Raw genomic sequence first — 23,757 nt, 5'->3', positions numbered from 1 at the left:
TCCCTTTCCATAACAAGCTGGAGAGGAGAAGACAGCCATGTTTCGTCGTACTTTTATGGGTGCCGCCGCCGCATTTGCATTTGCCATGCCGCTCAAGGCGCAGGCTGCAGATATCGTTGATACCGCTATAGCAGCCGGATCGTTCAACACGTTGGTGGCCGCAGTTCAAGCCGCAGGTTTGGTAGATACCTTGAAAGGAAAAGGTCCATTCACCGTCTTTGCCCCGACAGACGAAGCCTTTGCCGATCTACCCGAAGGCACGGTGGAAACGTTGTTGTTGCCGGAGAACAAGGATCAACTCGTATCGATCCTGACATACCATGTAGTACCAGCCAAAGTGATGTCCGGCGACATTGCTGGCAAGCGCGCCAAGGTTCTGACTGTTCAGGGTGATCGGCTTAGCGTGAATGCCAAAAACGGCGTCAAAGTGAATGACGCCAAGGTCATACAGGCAGATATTGAAGCCAGCAATGGCGTGATCCACGTGGTCGACGCTGTTATCCTGCCGGAATGACGCTCTGTTCCTTAAGAGATCAAAGCCCCGGCGTATGACCGGGGCTTTTGCTTTTCTGAGCTGGTAGATTAGATCAAACGAACCTGTGTGCCGACCTTAACCAGCGGATACAGTTCTTCGACATGCTGGTTGTAAAGGCCGATACAGCCAGACGAGCTCTGCCGGCCGATCTTGCGGGTGTCATGCGTGCCATGAACCAGGTAAGCGGGCCAGTCCAAGTACATTGCACGTGTGCCCAGCGGGTTTCCAGGATCACCGCCATCGATCCGAATAGGCAGGCTGGGGTCACGCTCGCGCATCGAGGCAGTCGGTGTCCAGCTTGGAAACTCGGTCTTGCGCACAACTTTTGTGTAGCCGCGTTTTGTAAGCTCTTCGCTCATGGGAACAGAGCTGGGGTACAGCTTATAGGTGCCATCCGGTGCCCAATAGTGAACCGCGCGGCTGGTAATGTCGGCCAACAGGCAGCCTACGCCCAGCTCATCAAAATGGTCCTGCCAGTTTTGCTGCGAGAAGGACGACACATTGCGCCGTACCGGCAACTGTGTGCTGATCGCGTCTTCGGTTTGCGGGAAAGCATCAGTGCTTTGTGCCCGAACAAGGGCGGGGGTCGCCATCAGGGATGCAACGCCCAGCAGGGCGGAACGACGGGTTATTCGGGATTGGGACAAGGTTGCCTCCGGTAAGTTCACTGCTCGCTGTGTATTTGGCGGCAAGATATTTCCATTGGACGCAATTTTCCAGAGCGACGCACCTGAATTTCTTGTGAGCGCGGGGAATTTGAAAGCTGGTCGGCGGAAAGATGCAAAAACCCGGCCCTGAATGGGGCCGGGTTCCATGGTCGTGCAGGCTGAAATCAGTCCATGGCTTTGAAGTTGAACTCGCCACCTTCCTTGATGCCCGACGGCCAACGTGCGGTCACTGTTTTGGTGCGGGTGTAGAACTTGAAGCTGTCCGGGCCATGCTGGTTCAGATCACCAAACATGGATTTTTTCCAACCACCAAAAGTGTGGTAGGCCAGCGGAACGGGGATCGGAACGTTGATGCCCACCATGCCGATATTGATCCGGCTGGCAAAGTCGCGCGCTGTGTCACCGTCGCGGGTAAAGATCGCTGTTCCGTTTCCGTATTCGTGGTCCATCGCCAGGCCGATCGCCTCTTCGTAGGAACCTGCACGGACAGTCGACAGAACCGGGCCAAAGATCTCTTGTTTGTAGATGTCCATGTCCGGAGTGACGTGGTCAAACAGGTGCGGGCCGACAAAGAAACCGTCCTCATAACCTTGCAGGCTGAAATCACGGTTATCGACGACCAGCTTTGCGCCTTGCTCGACACCCGAATTGATCAGGCCAAGGATACGTTCTTTCGCGGCGGCGGTTACAACAGGGCCCATGTCGACATCGTCACCAGCGGTGTAGGGGCCTACTTTCAGCTTTTCGACGCGTGGGATCAGCTTTTCGATCAGCTTGTCCGCGGTTTCTTCACCAACGGGAACCGCAACAGAGATTGCCATGCAGCGTTCGCCAGCTGCGCCAAACCCGGCACCGACCAGCGCGTCGGCGGCCTGATCCAGATCGGCGTCCGGCATGACGATCATGTGGTTCTTGGCACCACCAAAACACTGCGCGCGTTTGCCGTTTGCTGTGGCGCGGCTATAGATATACTGAGCGATCGGGGTAGACCCCACAAAGCTGACGCCCTGAATGATCTCGCTGTCGAGGATCGTATCAACGGCCTCTTTGTCGCCATTCACGACCTGGAACACACCCTTGGGCAGACCGGCTTCGACGAACAGCTCAGCCAGCATCAGCGGAACCGAGGGGTCACGCTCGGACGGTTTCAGAACAACGGCGTTACCGCAGGCCAGTGCAGGACCGACATGCCACAGGGGCATCATCGCAGGGAAGTTGAAGGGCATGATCGAACCCACGACGCCCAGCGGCTGGCGCATGGAATACATGTCGATGCCGGGGCCTGCGCTGTCGGTGAACTCACCCTTCAGCATCTGCGGTGCACCGATGCAGTATTCGATCACCTCCAGACCTCGCTGCAAGTCGCCTTTGGCATCAGGGATGGTCTTGCCGTGCTCGCGGCTAAGTGCTTCGGCCAGCTTGTCCATGTCGCGGTTCATCAGGCCGACCATTGCCATCATGACACGTGCACGTTTCTGAGGGTTGGTTGCGCCCCATTCGGGCTGGGCAGCGGCTGCGGCCTCAATCGCCGCCGTGGTTTCCGCAGCACTGGCCATCGGGCACTTGTATTGAACCTCGCCCGTTGCCGGGTTGTAGACGTTGTCGAAACGACCGGATGTACCGGCGACCATTTCGCCGTTCAGGAAATGGGTCAGATCTTGCATCAATAACTCCTCCGATAGATTTGTGCGCACAATAGGCTTGCAGAAATCCCGCGAACAGAGGCAATGTCTCAAAAGAGTTTTGCAAAAATGCAAAGGTTAACGGTGTGACCCCAAACTGGGACGATATGCGGATCTTTCTGGCCGTGGCGCGCGAGGAAAGTCTTTCCTCCGCTGGTCGTATCCTGAAAATCGATCCCGCTACGGTGGGGCGACGTGTTGCGCGATTGGAAACGACGCTGGATTCTGCGTTGTTCACAAAGTCGCAGCAGGGATATGTCCTGACACCGGCAGGGCAGCGCCTGTTGGAGCATGGGTTGCATGCAGAAGAGGCGATGCGCGCAGCGGCCGGAGCTGTGGCCGGATCCACGAAATCACTCAGCGGGCAAATCCGAATAGGCGCGCCAGATGGCAGTGCAAATTACCTGTTGCCCCAAGTCTGTGCCAAGATCAGCGATTCAAACCCGGAACTGGATATTCAGATTCTGGCTCTGCCGAGGGTGATCAACCTTTCAAGGCGCGAGGCCGATATGGCCGTGACCGTCAGCGCGCCAACCGCAGGGCAGCTTTTGGTCAAGAAAATCAGTGATTACAAATTGCACATGGTCGCGACCGACGAATACTTGAAACGTCACGATCCAATCCACTCGGTCGCTGACCTCAAGGGGCACCGGTTGATCGGTTACATCCCTGACATGATCTTTGACCGCGAACTGGATTACCTGAACGATATTGGGGTTGACCGTGTCGCGCTTGCATCGAACTCGGTCTCGGTGCAATTGCGGCAGGTCAGTTTGGGAACAGGCGTTTGTGTGGCACATGACTTTACGTTGCCTTTCCATCCGGGGCTTCGGAAAATCCTGACGGATCAAGTGAGTCTGACGCGCAGTTTCTATCTGGTCCGGCATGAAGGAGATCAGCGCAACGAACGGTTGAACCGCTTTGCCGATGCCCTGACACGCGGCATTCGCGAGGAAGTGCTTCGATTGGAAGCAGATGCCGGTGCTTGACAGGTCGCCACAATCGCGCAACGCTTTGGAATAAGTGTTATTATTCCGGAGGAATTCTTCATGTTGGTACAGGCTATCCTGACGTCCAAAGCGACAGACGGCGTTGTAACGGTGGCGCCAACGGCGACAGTTTCAGAAGCCTCGAAGATTCTTGCGGAAAAGCGGATCGGGACGGTTGTTGTTTCTGACGATGGCGGAAAAACCGCAATTGGAATTCTGTCTGAGCGCGACATCGTCCGTGAGCTTGCCGCCAGCGGTAGTGGCTGTCTCGACCAGCCTGTAAAATCTTACATGACGCAGGACCTGATCACGACGACGCGTCAGGCCTCTGTTCAGGATATCATGGCCCGCATGACAGAAGGGCGCTTTCGCCATATGCCGGTTGTCGAAGACGGTAAACTGATCGGCATCGTCACACTTGGTGACGTGGTAAAGGCCCAACTGGCCGAACTGGCGATGGAAAAAGACGCTCTGGAAGGCATGATAATGGGGCACTAACAGCAAGGGGTGCCAAAGCAATCACTTGCACCTGCAGCAAAGTTGTGTTTGCTTGCGCAGAAATTTTGTTGCGCAGGAGGGCGCGATGCGGGTTGGTTTGTATCCGGGAACCTTTGACCCTATCACCATAGGGCACATCGATATCATTCGCCGGGCGGCGGCATTGGTGGATAAACTGGTCATTGGCGTCGCCATCAACCGGGACAAAGGCCCGTTGTTCTCGCTGGAAGAGCGCGTCGCCATGATCGAGGCCGAATGTGCCGAACTGACCGAACAAACCGGCACGGAAATCATCGCTCATCCCTTCGAAAATCTATTGATCGATTGTGCGAGGGATGTAGGTGCACAGATCATTGTGCGCGGTTTGCGCGCTGTCGCGGATTTCGAGTATGAGTTCCAGATGGTTGGTATGAACCGCGCACTGGACGACTCGATCGAGACTGTTTTTTTGATGGCCGAAGCACGCCATCAGGCGATTGCTTCAAAACTGGTGAAAGAAATTGCCCGCTTGAACGGGGACGTGTCAAAGTTTGTCACGCCCCGTGTCAATGCCGCACTGCGCGAGCGGTTAGGCTAGGGCACCCATCGAGGCGGCCGTATCCAGCATCCGGTTCGAAAAGCCCCATTCGTTGTCATACCAGGCCAGCACGCGAACCAGCGTGCCGTCGGTGACTTTGGTTTCTGCCAGTGACACCGTCGAGCTGTGCGAGTCGTGGTTGAAATCGACCGAGACCAGAGGACGGCTTTCCGCCGCCAGAACACCAGGGATCTTTGCTGCGGCGTCAATGAAAAGTTGATTGACCTCATCTTCGGTCGTTGGGCGCGAAACCTCGGCAACCAGATCAACGACCGAAACGTTCGGGGTGGGTACCCGGATGGCCTGACCGGTCAATTTGCCCTTGAGTTGCGGCAGTACCAGCCCCACAGCGGCGGCTGCACCGGTTGTGGTGGGGATCATCGACAGGGCTGCGGCGCGCGACAGGTAGGGGTCTTTTCCAACTGTGTCATGCACCGGCTGGCTGGCGGTATAGGCGTGAACGGTGGTCATGTTGCCATGTTTGATGCCAAGACCAGCGTCCAAAGCTGCGGCAACCGGAGAAAGGCAATTCGTGGTGCAGGATGCGTTCGATACGATCAGATCGTCGGCGGTCAGTTCGTTATCGTTGACACCAAAGACGATGGTTTTCACACCGCCGTCACCCCGTGCAGGGGCTGAGATCAGGACTTTCCGCGATCCGTTCTTGAAGTGACGTTCCGCTGCTTCGCGGGTGCGGAAAACCCCGGTGCATTCCAGAACAACGTCGATATCAGACCAAGGCAGGTCTTCGGGATTACGCTCACTACTCAGGCGGATCGGGCCGCGCCCCACATCCATGCCGGCGTCTGTAAGCGTGACAGGGTTGGGATAACGGCCATGAACACTGTCAAACTCGAATAGATGCGCGTTCATGTCGGGTTTGCCCAAGTCGTTGATCGCGACGATCTCAACGTCTGTACGTCCGCTTTCCATCACCGCGCGCAGAACCCCGCGCCCGATCCGTCCAAATCCGTTGATCGCTAGTTTCAGGGTCATGGTTCGCTCCGTACAAATATCTCAGTTATATGAGTTAGCGCTAACAATTACAGATCAAGAGAAATGTCAAGAAAAACCTCTGTCATCGCCAAAAAGCGAGCCAGTCCAGAAAGTCGTAAAGCTTCTTGCCGAGGAACAACATGTGCTCGGTACCATACAAGGCCACGTCCAGCATCATGCCCCCAAGCAATAGGACGCCAAGCCACATAGCAATTTGATTGTTCATGTCGGTTCCGAATGAAAATGCCCGCTCAGATAACCTGAGCGGGCACCAACGTACAAGCGAAGTCCGAAGGGTCAGTTAAGGCGGCCCATGGCGACGGCTACGTCTGCCATGCGAACCGAAAAGCCCCACTCGTTGTCATACCAGGCCAGCACGCGCACCATGCGATCATTGACGACGCGGGTCTGGTCGGGTGCGAAGATCGAGCTTTCTTCGGTGTGGTTGAAATCGGTTGATACCAGCGGCGCGGGCTCATATCCCAGAACACGCTGCATCGGGCCTTTGGCTGCTTCTTCGACGATTGCGTTGATTTCGGTCACCGAGGTGTCACGCGACGCACGGAACGTCAGGTCAACCGCAGAAACATTCGGGGTAGGGACCCGGATGGCAGACCCGTCCAGACGGCCTTTCAGGTTTGGCAGAACTTCACCCAAAGCTTTGGCAGCACCGGTTGAGGTCGGGATCATCGACATTGCGGCAGCGCGGGCGCGATAGAGGTCGCTGTGGCGACGGTCCAGCGTGGGCTGGTCTCCGGTATAGGCGTGAATGGTGGTCATGATGCCATGTTCAATGCCGACACCCTCGTCCAGCACCTTGGCCAGCGGGGCCAGGCAGTTTGTTGTGCAGGAGCCGTTCGACACCATATTGTCGTTCGCGGTCAGGGTGTTGTGGTTCACACCAAAAACGATGGTCTTGTTGACGTTTTTGCCGGGGGCGGACAGCAGCACCTTGCCCGCACCGCGATCCAGATGTGTTTTGGCCTTGGTGCCATCATTGAATTTACCGGTGCACTCCAGAACGACGTCACAGCCTTCCCAGTCCAGTTCATTCATATCGTAGGTCGAAAACATCTGCATTGGGCCACGACCCAGATCCATCGTGTTGCCTTCGATTGAAACTTCGCGCGGGAAACGCCCATGAACGCTGTCATATTTCAGCAGATGCGCAGAGGTTTCCAATGGGCCGGTTGCGTTGACTTTGATCACTTCGATGTCGTTACGCCCCGACGCGGCGATGTGCGACAGGGTGCAGCGGCCAATACGGCCAAAACCATTGATACCGACCTTGATGGTCATGTGACGTCTCCTGATGCGCTTGCGTTGAGGGCCATATAGCGGCGAAATGGGAATCTCAAAAGGGCAAAAACGGCATATTTTTAAGGTGTTAGCGCAAACCTGCGACGGTTGCGCTAACGCTTGCGCTAGCCGTTGGATCAGGTAGGGTCCGGATGCGGCAGCGAACGGGAAAGGAAACGCAGTGAGTGGTCTTTTGGCCTTGTTGGACGATGTGGCCGGGATCGCCAAGGTCGCGGCGACATCGGTGGATGATGTCGTGGCTGCGGCAGGCAAGGCAGGGGCCAAGACTGCAGGCGTAATCATTGACGACGCTGCGGTAACACCAAAATACGTTCAGGGCTTTGCCCCGGCGCGCGAATTGCCGATCATCTGGCGTATCGCGCGCGGTTCGGTTTTCAACAAAATCATACTCCTGTTGCCGGTGGCCTTGTTGCTGGCCAATTTCGCCCCGTGGCTGATCACCCCACTGTTGATGCTGGGTGGATCATATTTGTGTTTTGAAGGCGCCGAGAAGATTTTTCACGTCCTGTTTCCTCATGGTAGCCATGTAATTGAAGAGGATATGAAAAACCGGGACCCGGGCCATCTGGAAGAGCAGAAGGTCAAGGGCGCAATCAAGACCGATTTTATTCTGTCTGCCGAGATTATGACCATTGCACTGGCGGCGATCGAAGCCCCGAACCTATGGATGCAGGCCGCGACGCTGGCCGTTGTGGGGATCGGCGTGACGGTGGCCGTCTATGGGTCGGTGGCTCTGATCGTGAAAATGGATGATGTTGGGCTTTATCTGGCGCAGAACGCGCCGACACCTATCGGTCGCGGTCTGGGCCGAGGGTTGGTCAAGGCAATGCCCGGGGTGATGAAAACACTGTCCATTGTCGGAACAGCGGCGATGCTGTGGGTGGGGGGCTCGATCGTCATCCACGGGATGGAGGTGTTGGGCTTTGGATGGTTGGGCCATCATATCCATGACTGGGCCTATGCTATTGGGCATACGGTTTCTGAGGAATGGACGAATGTTGCCGAGTGGATCGCCAAAGCAACCATGGACGGTGTTTTTGGCTTGGCATGGGGGTTTGTTCTGATCCCGTTGGCAACCAAGCTGGTTGCCCCGTTGCTTTCAAAGAATACTAAAACACATTGAACCCAAATGAAAAGGGCGGCCAAGGCCGCCCTTTGCTCGATCAGGTGGGACTGATTTACAGCCCCAACAATTCCTTGACCTTTGCTACGGTCTCTTCGGCGGTGATGCCGAAATGCTTGTACAGTTCTCCCGCAGGGGCCGAGGCACCAAAGCTGGACATGCCGATGAACCCGGCTTTGGCTTCGCGGCCACGTTCACCCAGCAACCAACGATCCCAGCCACCAGCGCGAACCGCGGCTTCGATACCAACGCGGACCGGACCCGCCGGAAGGACGCGCTTGCGGTAGGCTTCATCCTGCTGTGCGAACAGCTCCATGCACGGCATCGAGACGACGCGGGTGCCGATGCCCTCGGCCTCGAGCATCGCTTTGGCTTCCATGGCCAGCGACACTTCGGAACCTGTGGCGATCAGGATTGCCTGACGCTTACCTTCTGCTTCGGCCAAAACGTAAGCACCTTGTGCGGTCAGGTTCTTGGTCTTGTGCTCGGTACGTACCGTTGGAACACCCTGACGGGTCAGCGACAGGACAGAGGGGCTGTCCTTGAAGGTCAGCGCCAGTTCCCATGCCTCGGCCGTTTCAATGGTGTCAGCCGGGCGGAAGACAAAAGTGTTGGGGGTTGCACGCGAGATCGCCAGATGCTCGACAGGCTGGTGGGTCGGGCCGTCTTCGCCCAGACCGATCGAGTCATGGGTCATCACGAAAACCGAAGGGATCTTCATCAGCGCCGCCAGACGCATGGACGGGCGGGCATAATCGGTGAAGGCCATGAATGTACCGCCATAGGGGCGGATACCACCATGCAGCGCCATGCCGTTCATCGCCGCCGCCATGCCGTGTTCACGGATACCATAATGGATATAGCGACCCTTGCGGTTTTCCGGAAGGAACACACCCATATCGGCCGATTTTGTGTTATTTGACCCGGTCAGGTCCGCCGAACCGCCAACGGTTTCGGTCATGATCGGGTTTACAACGTTCAGGACCTTCTCCGACGACGAACGGGTGGCCAGTTTCGGCTGGTCTTCGGACATCTGCTTTTTGAAGGCGCGAATGGCTCCGGCCAGACGCTTGGGGGCCTCGAACGCATAGGCGCGGGTGAACTCAGCCTGCTTACGCTCGGACAGTTGTGCGAAACGCGCTTCCCATTCCGCACGCTCGGCAGCGCCACGCGCACCGATGGCTTCCCATGCGGATTTGACATTGGCAGGCACGTCAAACGCGTCATGCGTCCAGCCATAGGCCTTCTTGGCAGCCTTCAGCTGATCCGGATCGGTCAGCGCACCGTGCCCCTTTGACGTGTCCTGAGCCGCGTGGCCCAAAGCGATGTGGGTTTCGCACGCGATCATGGTCGGCTTGTTCGACTTCTTCGCCTGAACGATGGCCGCGTCGATGGCCTTGGGGTCATGACCGTCGATTTCGATCACATGCCAGCCCGAGGCCGCAAAGCGGCGAACCTGATCGGTGCGGTCGGCGATGTCGACGGTGCCGTCGATGGTGATGTTGTTGTTGTCCCAGAAGACGATCAGCTTGCTCAGCTCGTGACGACCGGCCAGGGTGATTGCCTCCTGGCTTACGCCTTCCATAAGGCAGCCGTCGCCCGCGATGACATAGGTATAGTGGTCGACAACCTTCTTGCCATAATGCGCGCGCTGGATTTCCTCGGCCATCGCAAAGCCCACGGCGTTCGAGATACCCTGACCCAGCGGTCCGGTCGTGGTTTCAACACCAGCGACCAGAAAGTTTTCTGGGTGGCCTGCGGTTTTTGCGCCCAGCTGGCGGAAATTCTTGATCTCCTCCAGCGTCACATCTGCATATCCCGTAAGGTACAGCAACGAATAGACCAGCATCGAACCATGGCCTGCGGACAGGATGAAGCGGTCACGATCCGGCCAGTTCGGGGCCGAGGCGTCAAACTTCAGATGCTTTTCGAACAGGACAGTCGCGACATCCGCCATGCCCATGGGCATACCGGAATGTCCGGAGTTTGCAGCGGCGACGGCATCAAGGGTCAATGTGCGGATGGCCGCAGCTTTGTCCCAGTGTTCGGGGTTGGCATTGCGCAGCGCAGTCAGGTCCACGGGCGTTGTTCCTTTGGATAAAAAGCAGATTGCGGGCTCAATACCACTCAGCACCCAAAGTGCAAGCAGAACCGGGGTTTATCCGCTTGGATTGCGTGAACTGCGTGGTCCAAGTGGTTGAAAGCAAACAGTGGGTATTTTCTGTCGCATTCCGTTAGACTGGCGGCAGGCGGGATTCGATTTTGATTCGGATCGCTTCGCAACAGAATGAACCTTGATAAAGAGGTGACAGGGGCATGAGCCAACTTGAGGAATTACAGCACCGCATTATTGCGGCGATGGACCGTATCGGAGCGGGCGTCGACGCATTGGGCGGCGCGTCCGTGGATGCCCGGCCGGATGACGGCCTCCAGGCAGCGCTTGAAGATGAAAAAGTTGCGAACGCGCAGCTTCAGGAACGTCTGAGAACCCTAAAGGAACAGCACGAACAGGAAGTGGATGGGCTGAGAGCCGATCTTGAGGAGTTGCGAAGCGCTCCGACCAATACAGCCGAAACAGACGCTCTGCGATCCGAGCTGGAAGAAGCCCGTGCGAAAATCGCGACGGTCGAAGCCGCGCGCGCTGAATTGGCCGAAGCCAAGGCCGCATTGGACAACAGCACCGAGCTGGAGGCGCTGAAGGCGGAAAACAGCCGTCTAAAGGAAGAACTGTCAGACACTGTCCGCGTCGACGACCTGAGCGCCGAGCTTGAGATGCTGCGCGCTGAACGGACCAGCCACGGCGCTGCAATGTCGCGGCTGGACGACGATCTGCAACGGATGCGCAAGGCAAACGAGCAGTTGCGCACTGCGATAGACGAATTGCGCGCCGCCGCCGCCGAAGGTGTCGCAGATGCCGAGCTGCTGAACCGGGCCACCGTCGCGGAACTGGAAGCAACGCGCGCGGCGCAGGCGTCAGACGCCGCCGAAGCGCAGGCCGTTCTTGCAAGGTTGGAACCTCTGCTCTCGCAGGCGAAACTTGTTGAAGGTGAGGTAGAGTAATGCCCGAAGTGACCATTCATATCGGCGGGCGCGGTTTTGACGTATCCTGCCGGGACGGGGAAGAGCCCTTTCTGCACGCTGCCGCCAAAGTGTTGGACGACGAGGCGCAGGTGCTGTCCGATCAGATCGGTCGTATGCCGGAATCCCGCATGTTGCTGATGGCCGGTTTGATGCTGGCCGACAAGACTGCGGCGACAGAGGACAAGGTCAAGTCGCTCGAAGGGAAACTGGCCGAAGCCGAAGCCGAGCTTCAGGCGCTGCGAAGCGCCCCGGCGCCCGAACCTGAGCGCATTGAAGTGGCTGTGGTTCCACCATCCGTTACAGATACGCTGGCCGAACTGGCGGCACGGGCCGAAGCGCTGGCCGCAGTAGTTGAGGAGAAAAAGGCACGATGAAGTTCCTGAGCAAATTCATCTGTGCGGTGGCGCTGATTGCGCCCGCGACAACAGCATTGGCTGAGATCGATATTCTGTCTGTCACCTTCACCTGCGAGAACGGAATACCGCTGCCTGTCACCTATTTCAACGCGCCGGACAGTACGGGTGCAGCGGCAACCTTGGTGGACAATTCTCTGGTTGTGATGCGTCAGGTCCAAAGCGGGTCTGGTATCCGCTACGAATCCATTGGTGATGGTGGAACCTACATCCTGCGTTCGAAAGGGTGGGACGCGTCCGTAAGCTATTTGGCGGCAGGCGCCGCCGTTGAGCAGGAGATCTACCGGGGTTGTTCCAGCCGTTAGGCTGGATTACGCGTTTGCTTCGCGAATTTTGTCGGCTGCTTCCTTGTTGTAGCCGACGTTGTTTTCATCGAACAACGCATCCAGTTCACCCGACAGCGTCATCTCGGTGATGATATCGCAGCCGCCAACGAACTCGCCTTTGACATAAAGCTGGGGCACGGTCGGCCAGTCGGAATAATCCTTGATCCCCTGACGCACCTCTTCATCGGCCAGAACGTTCACATCCGTGTATTCAACGCCCATGTAGTTCAACACCCCGGCCACGCGCGAGGAGAACCCGCATTGCGGCATTTCCTTGGTGCCTTTCATATACAGCACCACATCGTTGGCTTTGACGGTTTCGTCGATCTGGGTCTTAACGTCGGTCATTTTGTATTTCCTTTTCATCCGCATCTGCGGGGATTGTTCCATCACTGGGCAAGCTGGGTGCCCATCCTTCCGTTTCAAGCCGCCGGTGTTCGGCCTGCGCCATTTTCACCGGATCAAGCCCGTATCTCTCAAGGCCGCCCACTTTGCTGAGTTCACCCGGATCTGGACGCATGTCGGCGAGGTTGCGTTTTCTGCTCCGCTTCACATAGGCTTCGATCAGCGCGGCGGCAACTATCAAAGCTGCGATTGCTGATATCCAAACCTGCCATGAATTCATTTTTTGGGAACCATCGCTTTGGCGTAGGCCTGTGGGTCTCTGGTGACCCGAGACACGGTTACATGACCACCGCCGCCTCCCAACACGGTTCCGTGGTCTATCAATTGGTCTCCGTGACCAGGTTTCACGCCCCGAATTTTGTCGGAGCGCCTATTTTTCATTGCCGATCTGACAATAAAGGCGCTGCCGACAAAGGCAATCAGTCCACAAATGCCGTATATCCAGACGGTTGCACTCACTCAGGTACTTTCGTCGTCAGCGCCAGCGCGTGCAGCTCACCATCTGGGCCATCCATCTTGCCTTTCAGCGCGGCATAAACCGCGCGTTGTTGCTGCACCCGGTTTTTGCCGCGAAAGCTCTCGTCCACCACCATGGCGGACATATGAACACCGTCGTTGCCGCCGACCTGAATATCCGCATCAGGAAAAGCTTCTCGCAGCAGGTGTTCGATTTGATGGGCACTCATCGGCATGTAGGTAACTCCTGAAGGTCTTTCCAAAGATGTAGAGCGCCTGAACCGGGCGCGCAAGGGCACATGAATGTGCCAAAACGACGAAACCTGCGCTTATTCAGGGCGCAGGTTTCGAGCGAGATTTTTATAGCCTGATCAGGCGACGGCGTCGGCAAAACTGTTGCGGAAAATGGCCTTCAAGTCTTCTAACGAGGCCTCCGAGCCGCCGATCCTGATCGTATCGCCGGTGAAACGGCCAACCGAGACCAGCGGCACACCTGCCTGACCCGCCGCGATCATCAACGCCTCGGCCTGATCAAAGTTGCACGCGACCAGATACCGCGCCTGATCTTCCCCGAACAGGAATTCCGTCGGTGCATCATCCAGGCACACGCCAACCCCGGCGGCCTCGGAAAGTTCGAAGGCCGCCAGCGCAAGGCCGCCATCACTCAGGTCTGTGCAGGCCTTGATCATTCCACGATTGGCGCGAATGAAATCACCGTTGCGTTTTTCAGCGTCCAGATTCACATGCGGCGCGTCGCCATCTTCTCGGTTGAAGACTTCGGCCAGAAGGGCTGACTGACCCAGATGGCCTTTGGTTTCACCGATCACCAAAGCCACGTGACCCTCGCGCACCTCGTTGCCGATGATTTCATCGCTGTGGTTCAGCAGCCCGACAGCGCCGATTGTTGGGGTGGGCAGGATCGCCTGACCGTCGGTTTCATTATACAGCGACACGTTGCCGGACACGATCGGCATATCCAGCGCGCCGACTGCGGCGCCGATGCCCTGAATGGCGCCGACAAACTGACCCATGATTTCGGGCTTTTCCGGGTTGCCGAAGTTCAGGTTGTCTGTTGTGGCCAGCGGTTTGGCCCCAACAGCCGTCAGGTTACGGTAGGCTTCGGCCACCGCCTGTTTGCCGCCTTCAACCGGGTTGGCGCGGACGTAGCGCGGGGTCACGTCAGAGGTGAACGCCAGCACCTTGTCGGTGCCGTGAACACGCACCATACCCGCACCCAGGCCCGGTGTCCGGTTTGTATCCGCCATCACCATCGTGTCGTACTGCTCATAAACCCACTGCTTGCCCGCGTAGTTGGGCGACGACAGCAGGGCACGCAGGCCGTCAATCGGGTCGATCTGAGGCACTTCGGCAAGGTCTTCGGCTTCGGGCGTCGGCACCCAAGGGCGATCATATTCGGGCGCGGTCGAAGACAGTTTGGACAGGACGAGATCGGCCTTGACCTCACCGTTATGCATGATCAGGAAGCGATCCTCGGCAATCGTTTCACCGACGATGGCAAAGTCCAGGTCCCATTTCTCGAACACGGCGCGGGCTTCGGCCTCAAGCTCGGGCTTGAGAACCATCAGCATGCGTTCCTGAGATTCGGACAGCATCATCTCATAGGCTGTCATATTCTCTTCGCGCTGGGGGACGTTTTCCAGATCCAGGCGCACGCCCAGACCACCCTTGTCGCCCATCTCAACGGCGGAACAGGTCAGGCCCGCAGCACCCATGTCTTGAATCGAGATCACGGCGCCGGTCTGCATCAGCTCCAGTGTTGCTTCCATCAGGCGCTTTTCGGTGAAGGGATCACCCACCTGAACAGTGGGGCGTTTTTCCTCGATGGTGTCGTCAAATTCGGCCGAGGCCATCGTTGCGCCACCAACACCGTCGCGACCAGTTTTTGCACCAAGATAGACCACCGGCATGCCCACGCCCGACGCGGCAGAGTAGAAGATCTTGTCACTGTCGGCCAAACCGGCGGCAAAGGCGTTCACAAGGCAGTTGCCGTTGTAAGCCGGGTGAAAGCGGACCTCGCCCCCAACGCAGGGAACACCGAAACAGTTGCCATAGCCGCCAATACCTTCGACCACGCCGTTGACCAGCTGGCGGGTTTTGTGGTGGCCGGGTTCACCGAAGGACAGCGCATTCATCGAAGCGATCGGGCGCGCGCCCATTGTGAACACGTCCCGAAGGATGCCGCCGACACCCGTTGCCGCACCTTGGTAGGGTTCGATGTAGGACGGGTGATTGTGGCTTTCCATCTTGAAAACCACGGCCTGACCGTCCCCGATATCCACGACACCGGCATTCTCGCCCGGGCCGCAAATGACTTGAGGCCCCGAGGTTGGAAGAGTGCGCAACCATTTCTTCGACGACTTGTAAGAACAATGTTCGTTCCACATCGCCGAGAAAATACCAAGCTCGGTAAAGGTCGGTTCACGCCCGATGATCTCGAGGATCATGTCATATTCCTCGGGCTTGAGCCCATGTGCTGCAATCAGATCGGGTGTGATAGCGGGCTCTTGCATCTTCTGTCCTGTGTCCAAGTGGGCCGAGATTGCGCGCCTTGTAGGGCAAGCGCGCGCGTGTGGAAAGGGTCAAGACGGCGCAGGTCGCGTCTTTCAAAGAAAAACGGAACCGGCATCACGGCCGGTTCCGTTAAACCGCACAGCAGTCCTGCTGCAAATCGCCGACGTAAACCCTGAAGATTACGCCGATCCCTGGTCTTTGTTGACCTCGGCAGCAGCTGCGGCGCCGACAGCAGTCTTCTGTTCGGGCGTCAGATGCTCGACCTCTTCCAGCCCGGGAATTGCAACGCGCACCTCGCGGCGGGCAAAGTCAATGCCGTTGGCCTTGAACTCGGCCTTGACCTTGTTGAAGATCTCCTTGCGCAAGGTGAACTGCTTGCCGGGCTTTGCCATGAATTTACCGCGAATGATCATGCCGACATCGTCGAAGTCGAACACGCCCTGCGATTTGAACGGTTGCAGAAAGCCTTCTTTGTGGGTTTCGTCCTCCATCATCTCGGCCCCGATCTTTTTGAAGATTTTCTTGACCTTGTTGGGATCGGTATCAAAGGGCACGGTGAATTTCAGCTTCATGATCACCCAGTCACGGCTGTAATTCGTCAGCTTCTGGATTTCACCATAAGGGATTGTGTGCACAGGCCCCCTGTGATGGCGCAGTTGCATCGAACGGATCGAGATTTTTTCGACCGTTCCTGTGGTTCCGCCCACATCGACATATTCGCCGACGCGGAAGGCATCATCGATCAGGAAGAAAACACCACCGACGATATCCGCCACCAGTTTCTGAGCTCCAAAGCCGATGGCCAGACCCAGAACACCGGCACCGGCCAGAAGCGGTGTGATGTTGATACCCAGCGCACCCAGTGCCAGCAGACCGAAGATAACCGAGATGGTGATCTGGGCCGTAATCCGCATCAGCGGCAGAACCGTCGCCAGACGAGAGCCCCCGGCACCGCCGCCTTCACCGCTTGCTTCCTCGTCGACCGCTTCAGCCGCGGTCTGCTCTTTGGCCAGCCTGCGGTTGATCCATAGTGAGACGACCTCGTTCAGGATGTAGCCGACTGCGATGATCAGAAGGAATTCAATGACAGCACCGCCAACTTCGGCACTGACACCGGCCGAGGCGACATTGCGTAGGTCAAGATGCCAGGTGCGGGCGATCATGAAGACAATGATCAGCCCGGCAATGACCCGCCCAATCCGGATGTAGCTGCGCTTGGCCGCGCGATGAGCGCGTTCGGCCAGCGGGCCTTCGCCAGACATCGGCGGCTGCAAATGGCGTACCAGCCCGCGGATCAACGTGTCGAGAGCAGGGGCAATCAGCAACCAGAACATGGTTGTGAAATGCGCACCACGACCCAACAATCTCAGCGTCGATGGATCGCGTTGCGCGACCAGGAATTCGACCAGCAGCCAGATTGTCACCGAAACGCCAATGGCGAAGTAGGGATAATAATGCGCAACTTCTTCATCGAATTTCGTGTGATCCGGATCTGTTCCCAGCATCATCTGAGACAGCCCTTCGCGCGCGGTCCATGCGATGATAGCGATGTAGACATGGGTTGCCGCGTTCAGCCAGAAGCCGATGCGTGTATCGTCGCCTGTCACGCCATTAAGAGCGTTGAAGCGCACAACAAACAGCGTGAACCCGATCAGGATCAACAACCCGATCAGATTGCGATGCAGATACTTTGCCCAATGATCGTCAATACTCACCAACCGATATTTGGGCTTCTCCGGTGCCAGAACAAAACGTGAGGCCGCAGCCCCCAGGCGCGGGATCCAGATCAGATAGAACACAAACGGACCGGCATAGGTGATCTGTTCGGGTGTCAGAATCCCGCGACCAATCGCGCGAATGACGACATAGAACACGATCAGCCCGGCAATTTCGCGACAGAACCTGCGGAACAGATAACTGACAGCTCCCTTGAGATCAGCCTCCTCCCCAACTTCGGTCGCTTCATGCCAGCGACGGGTCAGGAAAATGAACAGCTTCTCGGCTATTAAACCAGCAATCAACACAGAAAGAATAAGCCCAAACAGGGTAAAGACACCGTTCGTTCCAAACGTGTCGCTGAAATTGCCAAACGCAGTTATCTGTGCTGTGACGATATTTGGAAGCGTGGTCAGAACGTGTGTCCAGGACGACACCATCTCGGCCCATATTTCGCTTATTTCGGTTAGCGGGTCTTCCACGTTCGCCTTCTCGGCAGCCTGTTTTTCGGCAACCGCATCTAGGCGTTCCAAAAGAATTGCGCGCACCTGATCATCTGACATGCGGGCAACAAGACCGTCGACCTGTTCAGGCGTTAAATCGTCTGGAATGGTCACTGTGGATGTTGAGCCGGTGTCTTGCGCATATAGCGGAACCGCCAAAAATAAAGCGGAGACAATCGCCAACACAAGGCGGAATAGGTGGAACATGGATTTTCCCTCGAACACTAAATTGTTTCGTTTTTTTTGGGATCATATGCCTATGCGTGTATTTTTCCCAGAGCTTTCGCTGACTTGATACAACACCTTGAGCAAAAAAAAGGCCGAGCAATAAGCTCGGCCATAGTCCAACAGGGAGGTATGAAGATGATGAGCGTTTCAGCATCACCGTCTTCGAGTGCTCATTTAGGGGTCAGTTTGTGAACGTTCAAGGAAATTAACCCTGAAATGACCTCATGCCCGCTATGCTTTGTGTGCATAGCTATAGTTTCCCCATCTTTTTCAGCTGTTTGCGCTGTGCGATAATCTCGTCCTGCACAAAGTCACGGAACGCCCCGACACGTTTTGAATGTCGAAGTTCTTCGGGATAGGCCAGATACACCGGCACGTCAGCGGTTTCGATATCCGACAGAACCGGCACAAGATGCGGGAAATCCTGTGTGACGTAATCTGGCAGAACCCCAATCCCGAGATTGTGCAACACACCCTGAAGAACGCCAAAGTAGTTGTTCACCGTCAACAGCGAAGCAGGATTGTAGGTCATAAGATGGCGTACCATGGCCGCACTGGCACCTACTTGGGGTGCCGCGGGTGTCTGACAGATCAGCCGGTGATTTTGGATATCCTCCAGTGATTTCAGCATTCCACCATGGGCTTCGATATAGTTTTGCGTAGCGTAAAGCGCCATCTGAACCGTCATCAGGCGTTTGCGCACCAGATCTGCCTGACTGGGTTCCTTCATGCGAATGGCGACATCCGCTTCTCGCATGGGGAGGTCCAGAACACGTTCTTCCAGCATCAGGTCGATGTTGAGATCAGGGAATTGTTCATAAAGCTTGGGCAGGCGCGGGGCGAGCCAAAGCGTGCCAAATCCAAAGGTCGTCGTGACCCGAAGAACGCCAAAAACCTCTTCCTCGCTGTCGCGAATGCGCGCGGCTGCTGCGTCCAGCCGTTTTGACATGGCGGATGTGGCGTCGAACAACAGTTCACCCTGCTCGGTGAGAATCAACCCCCGGGCGTGACGGTGAAAAAGGGTGGCATCCAATGACTCTTCCAGCGCGCGGATCTGTCTGCTCACGGCGGATTGAGACAAATTGAGCTTGTCCCCGGCATGTGTGAGGCTGCCCGCATCGGCCACCGCGTGAAATATTCTAAGCTTGTCCCAATCCATCGCCGCAACTTTCGTTATCTTTTCGAACGCCTATATGAAACAGGTAACAAGTTCTACAATCAAAGGCCGAAATCGTTACGGTTCAGTGCATAAAACCTATACAGGTCAGAAATTATGACCTAAAATGCGCTGAGTACATGCACACTGATCTGGCGAGGGGAGACGTCTGATGAGTCAGCCACAGATTACGTTAAACGACCGGTTCGATCTTGAGAAAAGCCCCGTTCTTCTGAACGGAACACAGGCGCTTGTCCGGTTGATGCTGATGCAAAAGGCCAGAGACCGGCAGGCGGGACTGAACACTGCGGGGCTGGTGACTGGATATCGTGGCTCGCCACTGGGCGCTGTTGATCAGCAGATGATGCGGGCGCAAAAGCAGTTGTCCCAAAGCGATGTTACGTTTCAGTTTGGATTGAACGAAGATCTGGCGGCAACAGCGCTGTGGGGCAGCCAACAGGCCGGCTTGCGCGGCGACGGTAAGTTCGATGGGGTTTTCGGTCTTTGGTACGGCAAGGGGCCGGGCGTAGATCGGTCCGGTGACGTCATGCGCCACGCGAATATGGCCGGTACCGCCAAGCATGGCGGTGTGCTTATGGCGATGGGTGATGACCATACTGGCGAAAGCTCGACCGTGTTGCATCAGTCCGAATGGTCACTGGTGGATATGTATATGCCTGTCGTCAGCCCGGCGGGCGTGCAGGAAATCCTCGACTACGGAATTTACGGCTATGCCCTCAGCCGTTTTGCCGGGGTTTGGGTTGGGCTAAAGACCATGAAGGACACAATCGAGGTTACTTCGGTTGTGGATGGTCGCGCCGACCGAATGCAGGTTGTCGTACCTGATTTCGATATGCCGGAAGGCGGTTTGAATATCCGCCTTGGGGACACGCCGCACCTGCAAGAAACGCGCGTCATCGATTACAAGAGGTTTGCAGCCGAGACGTTTTCACATGCCAACAAGCTGGACAAGCGGATATGGGGCAAACCGGGTGCAAAGATCGGGTTTGTTGCGGCCGGTAAGAACTGGCTGGACCTGACCCATGCGCTCTCGCTTTTGAACATCGACGAGTCCGAAGCCGAGCGGCTGGGGATCACGACCTACAAGGTGGGACAAACCTTCCCGCTGGACATGGTCGGGTTCCACGACTGGGCCGAAGGACTGGACCTGATCGTGATCGTCGAGGAAAAGCGCAAGCTGATCGAAGTTCAGGTCAAAGAAGCTATCTTTGACGACCGTCGCGGCCGCCGGGTTTATGGGTGGTACAAGGGCGGCGCCGGTACGTTGCATCGCGATGAACTGTTCCCGACCCGCGGCGCGCTGGACCCGATCATGATTGCCGAAAAGCTGGGTGAGATCCTGATCGAAGAAGGGCGCGAAACCGATGGTATTCGTGCGGGTCTGGCCTCATTATCCGAAGCACGCCGGGCTGACAACGCACAGGAAATTGCAACGCGGCTTCCGTATTTCTGCTCGGGCTGTCCGCATAACAGTTCGACCAAAGTCCCCGATGGCAGCCGTGCCTATGCAGGGATCGGTTGTCATTACATGGTTCAGTGGATGGACCGGAACACCACCGGCTTTACCCAGATGGGCGGTGAAGGCGCGAACTGGATCGGTGAGGCACCGTTTTCGACCACCAAACACGTGTTCCAGAACCTTGGCGATGGCACCTATAACCACTCGGGCGTTCAGGCGATCCGCGCGGCGTTGTCAGCAGGCACGAACATCACCTTCAAGATCCTGTTCAACGATGCCGTCGCCATGACGGGCGGGCAGGAGAATGAAGGCGATCTGACCGCAGAACGGATCGTTGCCGAGGTCAAGGCCATGGGTGTCCGTGAGGTTGCTCTGGTCTATGACGAAAAGGAAGACGTGAACTTCAAGGCTTTGCCGTCGAGTGTTCAGACGTTCGAGCGTGCGGAACTGATGCAGGTACAGGAGAAATTTCGCGAGATCGAGGGCGTCTCGGTCATCGTTTATGTTCAGACCTGTGCGGCCGAAAAACGCCGTCGCCGCAAACGCGGCACGTTCCCGGACCCGGACAAGCGCGTATTTATCAATACCGATGTCTGCGAAGGCTGCGGCGATTGCGGGGTGCAGTCGAACTGTGTGTCGATTGTGCCCAAGGAAACAGAACTTGGGCGTAAGCGCGCCATCGATCAGTCAAGCTGCAACAAGGACTATTCCTGCCTGAACGGCTTTTGCCCATCCTTTGTCACGCTTGAGGGGGCGAAGATCCGTAAAGAGGCAACGACCGAAATCGACTTGCCGGACCTGCCGATGCCGGTGTTGCCCAAGATCAGCGGCACCCATAACGTGGTGATCACGGGTGTCGGGGGAACCGGTGTTGTCACGCTGGGCGCGATTCTTGCGCAGGCTGCCCAGATTGACGGCAAAGGCGCGGGCATGATGGAAATGGCGGGCTTGGCGCAGAAGGGCGGCGCGGTTCACATCCATTGCCGTCTGGCCAACGCACCCGAAGACATCAGCGCCATCCGTGTCGCAACCGGCGAAGCCCATGCGCTGATCGGCGGTGATCTGGTGGTGTCCGCTGGAGCCAAAACTTTGGGCCTGACGCGCACAGGCCGTACAGGCGCCGTTGTGAACAGCCATGAGACGGTAACAGGCGACTTTACGCGCAATACCGAGTTCCGAATTCCTGCCGATCAGCTGGAACTGGCCCTCCAGGCACGGTTAAAAGAAGGTGTCTCGCTGTTTGACGCGACCGAGTTGGCACGCGCCGTGATGGGCGACTCGATCTATTCCAACATGATGATCTTTGGCGCGGCGTGGCAGCGGGGGTTGTTGCCCGTCCGCCATCAGGCGATCTTTGATGCCATCGAATTGAACGGAACTACGATTGAACGGAACAAGCGTGCGTTCGATATCGGGCGTTGGGCGGTTCTGCATCCCGCTGAAGTGCAGTCCATTCTGTCCCCGACCGTGACCGAGATGCCCAGATCGCTGGATCAGAAGATCGAATTCCGCGCAAGCCATCTGACCGATTACCAAAGTGCGCGGCTGGCCAAACGGTATCGCAAGCTGGTCGACAGTGTTGAGGATGCGGATATCCGCGAGGCGGTGGCAAAAGGCTATCACAAGCTTTTGTCCTACAAGGATGAATACGAAGTCGCGCGCCTTCTTCTGACAAGCCGTGACAAAGCGGCTGCCGAGTTCGATGGCGATTTCAAGATGACGTTCCATCTGGCCCCGCCCTTTTTGGGGGGATCGGGCAGCAACGGCAGACCCCGCAAACGTGCGTTTGGCGAAGCCATCCTTGGCCCACTGAAGCTTTTGACCCGGTTGAAGGCACTGCGCGGTACGCCACTGGATATCTTCGGCTATTCGTCGGAACGCAGGATGGAACGTGCGTTGATCCGTCAATATGAAAAGGACATGCGCGAGGTTCTGCCGCTTGTATCGCAGACAACACGCGATGCGATTGCCGCCCTGGCTCGTTTGCCGCTGGATATCCGTGGGTTTGGCCCCGTATTGCGCGAGAACGAGGCCAAAGCAGCCAAACGGCGCGAGGAGTTGCTGACCGTCATTCGCGGCGGAGGGACAGGGTTGCAGGCTGCGGCGGAATAAAACGTCACAAGCGTGTCACGATAGCTAGGCAAAATCGTTACTTGCACTTATTTTGCAGGCAGCAAACCGGAGACCCATATGCCTTCCCGTCGTCATGCCGTTCGCGACATTTCCTATGCGCATTCCGCCGAAACCAAAGGTGGGCGGATGGTCATCAAGCTGATGGAGAACACGACGGGCCGTATGCGCCTGATCAAACGCGCGGACGGGTACGAGAAAGACGTTGCCAATGGGCGCGACTTTTGGGCTGTGATGGTCGAACGCTATGGGCTTACACTGGACGTGGCGGGGGGATCGCTTTCGAATATCCCGAAAGACGGTCCTCTGATCCTGATTGCCAATCATCCCTACGGAATTCTGGATGGCCTGATGATGGGACATATCCTGTCCGAGACGCGGGGTGATTTCCGCATTCTGGCCCATCGGGTGTTTCGCAAGGCCGAAGACCTGAATCGCATCATTCTGCCAATTTCGTTTGATGAAACGAAAGAGGCGATGCAGCTGAACCTTGAGACCCGCAAAACCGCACTCACATATCTGGGCGAAGGCGGGGCGATCGGCATTTTTCCCGGCGGCACGGTCAGCACCGGGGTTAAGCCGTTTTCCCACCCCATGGATCCGGGTTGGCGCGGGTTTACTGCGCGGATGGTTGCAAAATCGAATGCCACAGTTGTTCCGGTTTTCTTTGATGGCCACACCTCTCGTCTGTTTCAGATCGCCAGCCATCTGCACAGTACTTTGCGGATGGGCCTGCTGATCAAAGAGTTCAAGAAACGCGTTGATACACCGGTGAAGGTCGTAGTCGGAGAGCCGATCAGGCGCGACATTCTGGACCCGCTCAGCAAGGATACGCGCAAGATGATGGATTTCCTGCGCAAAGCCACGTATGAGCTGTCTCCAACGCCGTTGAAGTCCTATGATTACGGCTATGAGTTTGAGGAACGGCATCGCGCCTGAATGA

General features: G+C 56.9%; 22 protein-coding genes. 10 read left to right on the top strand and 12 right to left on the bottom strand.

Annotated elements, in window-relative coordinates:
• The first annotated feature begins 37 nt into the window (after positions 1–37).
• Positions 38–514: a fasciclin domain-containing protein gene (locus ACR0AM_RS12645; RefSeq protein ID WP_480623086.1), complete on the top strand. Its 477-nt coding sequence runs from the start codon at positions 38–40 to the stop codon at positions 512–514.
• Between the two features lie 68 nt (positions 515–582).
• Here ACR0AM_RS12645 and ACR0AM_RS12640 read toward each other — a convergent pair whose 3' ends face one another.
• Positions 583–1,128: a L,D-transpeptidase gene (locus tag ACR0AM_RS12640; protein ID WP_480517736.1), complete on the bottom strand. Its 546-nt coding sequence runs from the start codon at positions 1,126–1,128 to the stop codon at positions 583–585.
• Between the two features lie 239 nt (positions 1,129–1,367).
• Positions 1,368–2,867 (bottom strand): CoA-acylating methylmalonate-semialdehyde dehydrogenase, encoded by a 1,500-nt coding sequence (locus ACR0AM_RS12635; protein WP_209596112.1) that lies wholly within the window; start codon positions 2,865–2,867, stop codon positions 1,368–1,370.
• Between the two features lie 125 nt (positions 2,868–2,992).
• On the opposite strand from ACR0AM_RS12635, the gene ACR0AM_RS12630 reads away from it, so the two are divergent.
• From ACR0AM_RS12630 to coaD, 3 genes are all read left to right on the top strand, one after another.
• The gene (locus ACR0AM_RS12630; protein ID WP_480623121.1) at positions 2,993–3,874 is read left to right on the top strand and encodes a LysR family transcriptional regulator; all 882 of its coding nucleotides are present in this window, start codon (positions 2,993–2,995) and stop codon (positions 3,872–3,874) included.
• 60 nt (positions 3,875–3,934) lie between these two features.
• On the top strand, positions 3,935–4,372 hold the full coding sequence (locus ACR0AM_RS12625) for a CBS domain-containing protein (protein ID WP_209504042.1): 438 nt from the start codon (positions 3,935–3,937) through the stop codon (positions 4,370–4,372).
• 85 nt (positions 4,373–4,457) lie between these two features.
• The gene (gene coaD / locus ACR0AM_RS12620; RefSeq protein WP_209596116.1) at positions 4,458–4,949 is read left to right on the top strand and encodes a pantetheine-phosphate adenylyltransferase; all 492 of its coding nucleotides are present in this window, start codon (positions 4,458–4,460) and stop codon (positions 4,947–4,949) included.
• Here the strand turns inward: coaD and gap (ACR0AM_RS12615) are convergent.
• From gap (ACR0AM_RS12615) to gap (ACR0AM_RS12605), 3 genes are all read right to left on the bottom strand, one after another.
• Entirely contained in the window at positions 4,941–5,945 is a 1,005-nt protein-coding gene (gap, locus tag ACR0AM_RS12615) for a type I glyceraldehyde-3-phosphate dehydrogenase (protein WP_480603753.1), read from the bottom strand. The genes coaD and gap (ACR0AM_RS12615) overlap by 9 nt on opposite strands.
• 82 nt (positions 5,946–6,027) lie before the next feature.
• Positions 6,028–6,171: a hypothetical protein gene (locus ACR0AM_RS12610; protein WP_480493268.1), complete on the bottom strand. Its 144-nt coding sequence runs from the start codon at positions 6,169–6,171 to the stop codon at positions 6,028–6,030.
• Between the two features lie 71 nt (positions 6,172–6,242).
• Positions 6,243–7,244: a type I glyceraldehyde-3-phosphate dehydrogenase gene (gap, locus tag ACR0AM_RS12605; RefSeq protein WP_480472565.1), complete on the bottom strand. Its 1,002-nt coding sequence runs from the start codon at positions 7,242–7,244 to the stop codon at positions 6,243–6,245.
• Between the two features lie 181 nt (positions 7,245–7,425).
• Between gap (ACR0AM_RS12605) and ACR0AM_RS12600 the strand changes: the two genes are divergently transcribed.
• Entirely contained in the window at positions 7,426–8,388 is a 963-nt protein-coding gene (locus ACR0AM_RS12600; protein ID WP_480623085.1) for a DUF808 domain-containing protein, read from the top strand.
• Positions 8,389–8,443: 55 nt separating this feature from the next.
• Here the strand turns inward: ACR0AM_RS12600 and tkt are convergent, their stop codons facing one another.
• Positions 8,444–10,468: a transketolase gene (gene tkt / locus ACR0AM_RS12595; RefSeq protein WP_480623084.1), complete on the bottom strand. Its 2,025-nt coding sequence runs from the start codon at positions 10,466–10,468 to the stop codon at positions 8,444–8,446.
• A 236-nt stretch (positions 10,469–10,704) separates the two neighbouring features.
• Here tkt and ACR0AM_RS12590 point away from each other — a divergent pair, with 236 nt between their 5' ends.
• Genes ACR0AM_RS12590 through ACR0AM_RS12580 form a run of 3 tightly spaced genes read left to right on the top strand, consistent with a single transcriptional unit; the run spans position 10,705 to position 12,187 of the window.
• On the top strand, positions 10,705–11,448 hold the full coding sequence (locus ACR0AM_RS12590) for a hypothetical protein (protein ID WP_480623083.1): 744 nt from the start codon (positions 10,705–10,707) through the stop codon (positions 11,446–11,448).
• Positions 11,448–11,843 (top strand): cell division protein ZapA, encoded by a 396-nt coding sequence (locus ACR0AM_RS12585; protein WP_209504034.1) that lies wholly within the window; start codon positions 11,448–11,450, stop codon positions 11,841–11,843. The genes ACR0AM_RS12590 and ACR0AM_RS12585 overlap by 1 nt, the downstream gene beginning before the upstream one ends.
• Positions 11,840–12,187 (top strand): MliC family protein, encoded by a 348-nt coding sequence (locus ACR0AM_RS12580; RefSeq protein WP_480623082.1) that lies wholly within the window; start codon positions 11,840–11,842, stop codon positions 12,185–12,187. Before ACR0AM_RS12585 ends, ACR0AM_RS12580 begins: the two co-directional genes overlap by 4 nt.
• A 6-nt stretch (positions 12,188–12,193) precedes the next feature.
• Here the strand turns inward: ACR0AM_RS12580 and grxD are convergent, their stop codons facing one another.
• The 6 genes from grxD to ACR0AM_RS12550 form a co-directional block, all read right to left on the bottom strand.
• Positions 12,194–12,556 carry a Grx4 family monothiol glutaredoxin gene (grxD, locus tag ACR0AM_RS12575; RefSeq protein ID WP_209596128.1) on the bottom strand — a complete coding sequence of 121 codons (363 nt, stop codon included), beginning with the start codon at positions 12,554–12,556 and terminating at the stop codon, positions 12,194–12,196.
• Positions 12,543–12,833 (bottom strand): hypothetical protein, encoded by a 291-nt coding sequence (locus ACR0AM_RS12570; protein ID WP_480623081.1) that lies wholly within the window; start codon positions 12,831–12,833, stop codon positions 12,543–12,545. Before ACR0AM_RS12570 ends, grxD begins: the two co-directional genes overlap by 14 nt.
• A 235-nt stretch (positions 12,834–13,068) precedes the next feature.
• Entirely contained in the window at positions 13,069–13,305 is a 237-nt protein-coding gene (locus ACR0AM_RS12565; protein ID WP_267363417.1) for a BolA/IbaG family iron-sulfur metabolism protein, read from the bottom strand.
• A 135-nt stretch (positions 13,306–13,440) separates the two neighbouring features.
• Positions 13,441–15,600: a phosphoribosylformylglycinamidine synthase subunit PurL gene (gene purL, locus ACR0AM_RS12560; protein WP_480623080.1), complete on the bottom strand. Its 2,160-nt coding sequence runs from the start codon at positions 15,598–15,600 to the stop codon at positions 13,441–13,443.
• Positions 15,601–15,780: 180 nt separating this feature from the next.
• The gene (locus tag ACR0AM_RS12555) at positions 15,781–18,027 is read right to left on the bottom strand and encodes a mechanosensitive ion channel family protein (RefSeq protein WP_480623079.1); all 2,247 of its coding nucleotides are present in this window, start codon (positions 18,025–18,027) and stop codon (positions 15,781–15,783) included.
• A gap of 271 nt (positions 18,028–18,298) precedes the next feature.
• Positions 18,299–19,207, bottom strand: a complete 909-nt coding sequence (locus ACR0AM_RS12550) for a LysR family transcriptional regulator (RefSeq protein WP_480472587.1) — start codon at positions 19,205–19,207, stop codon at positions 18,299–18,301.
• A 169-nt stretch (positions 19,208–19,376) separates the two neighbouring features.
• Between ACR0AM_RS12550 and ACR0AM_RS12545 the strand changes: the two genes are divergently transcribed.
• Positions 19,377–22,796 carry an indolepyruvate ferredoxin oxidoreductase family protein gene (locus ACR0AM_RS12545; RefSeq protein ID WP_480623078.1) on the top strand — a complete coding sequence of 1,140 codons (3,420 nt, stop codon included), beginning with the start codon at positions 19,377–19,379 and terminating at the stop codon, positions 22,794–22,796.
• A 78-nt stretch (positions 22,797–22,874) separates the two neighbouring features.
• A complete protein-coding gene (locus ACR0AM_RS12540; protein ID WP_480472591.1) occupies positions 22,875–23,753 on the top strand; it encodes a lysophospholipid acyltransferase family protein in 879 nt (292 codons plus the stop codon).
• Positions 23,754–23,757 lie beyond the last annotated feature (4 nt).

Source organism: Ruegeria sp. AD9 (assembly GCF_056542305.1).
This window is presented reverse-complemented; position numbering and strand designations above follow the sequence as displayed.

Coding starts and splice junctions, on each gene's coding strand:
- grxD (WP_209596128.1), bottom strand. CDS start 12,556: ATGACCGACGTTAAGACCCAGATCGACGAAACCGTCAAAGCCAACGAT.
- gap (WP_480603753.1), bottom strand. CDS start 5,945: ATGACCCTGAAACTAGCGATCAACGGATTTGGACGGATCGGGCGCGGG.
- ACR0AM_RS12640 (WP_480517736.1), bottom strand. CDS start 1,128: ATGGCGACCCCCGCCCTTGTTCGGGCACAAAGCACTGATGCTTTCCCG.
- ACR0AM_RS12610 (WP_480493268.1), bottom strand. CDS start 6,171: ATGAACAATCAAATTGCTATGTGGCTTGGCGTCCTATTGCTTGGGGGC.
- ACR0AM_RS12580 (WP_480623082.1), top strand. CDS start 11,840: ATGAAGTTCCTGAGCAAATTCATCTGTGCGGTGGCGCTGATTGCGCCC.
- ACR0AM_RS12630 (WP_480623121.1), top strand. CDS start 2,993: ATGCGGATCTTTCTGGCCGTGGCGCGCGAGGAAAGTCTTTCCTCCGCT.
- ACR0AM_RS12565 (WP_267363417.1), bottom strand. CDS start 13,305: ATGCCGATGAGTGCCCATCAAATCGAACACCTGCTGCGAGAAGCTTTT.
- ACR0AM_RS12625 (WP_209504042.1), top strand. CDS start 3,935: ATGTTGGTACAGGCTATCCTGACGTCCAAAGCGACAGACGGCGTTGTA.
- ACR0AM_RS12590 (WP_480623083.1), top strand. CDS start 10,705: ATGAGCCAACTTGAGGAATTACAGCACCGCATTATTGCGGCGATGGAC.
- ACR0AM_RS12585 (WP_209504034.1), top strand. CDS start 11,448: ATGCCCGAAGTGACCATTCATATCGGCGGGCGCGGTTTTGACGTATCC.
- ACR0AM_RS12550 (WP_480472587.1), bottom strand. CDS start 19,207: ATGGATTGGGACAAGCTTAGAATATTTCACGCGGTGGCCGATGCGGGC.
- purL (WP_480623080.1), bottom strand. CDS start 15,600: ATGCAAGAGCCCGCTATCACACCCGATCTGATTGCAGCACATGGGCTC.
- ACR0AM_RS12570 (WP_480623081.1), bottom strand. CDS start 12,833: ATGAATTCATGGCAGGTTTGGATATCAGCAATCGCAGCTTTGATAGTT.
- ACR0AM_RS12540 (WP_480472591.1), top strand. CDS start 22,875: ATGCCTTCCCGTCGTCATGCCGTTCGCGACATTTCCTATGCGCATTCC.
- ACR0AM_RS12635 (WP_209596112.1), bottom strand. CDS start 2,867: ATGCAAGATCTGACCCATTTCCTGAACGGCGAAATGGTCGCCGGTACA.
- ACR0AM_RS12645 (WP_480623086.1), top strand. CDS start 38: ATGTTTCGTCGTACTTTTATGGGTGCCGCCGCCGCATTTGCATTTGCC.
- ACR0AM_RS12545 (WP_480623078.1), top strand. CDS start 19,377: ATGAGTCAGCCACAGATTACGTTAAACGACCGGTTCGATCTTGAGAAA.
- coaD (WP_209596116.1), top strand. CDS start 4,458: ATGCGGGTTGGTTTGTATCCGGGAACCTTTGACCCTATCACCATAGGG.
- gap (WP_480472565.1), bottom strand. CDS start 7,244: ATGACCATCAAGGTCGGTATCAATGGTTTTGGCCGTATTGGCCGCTGC.
- ACR0AM_RS12555 (WP_480623079.1), bottom strand. CDS start 18,027: ATGTTCCACCTATTCCGCCTTGTGTTGGCGATTGTCTCCGCTTTATTT.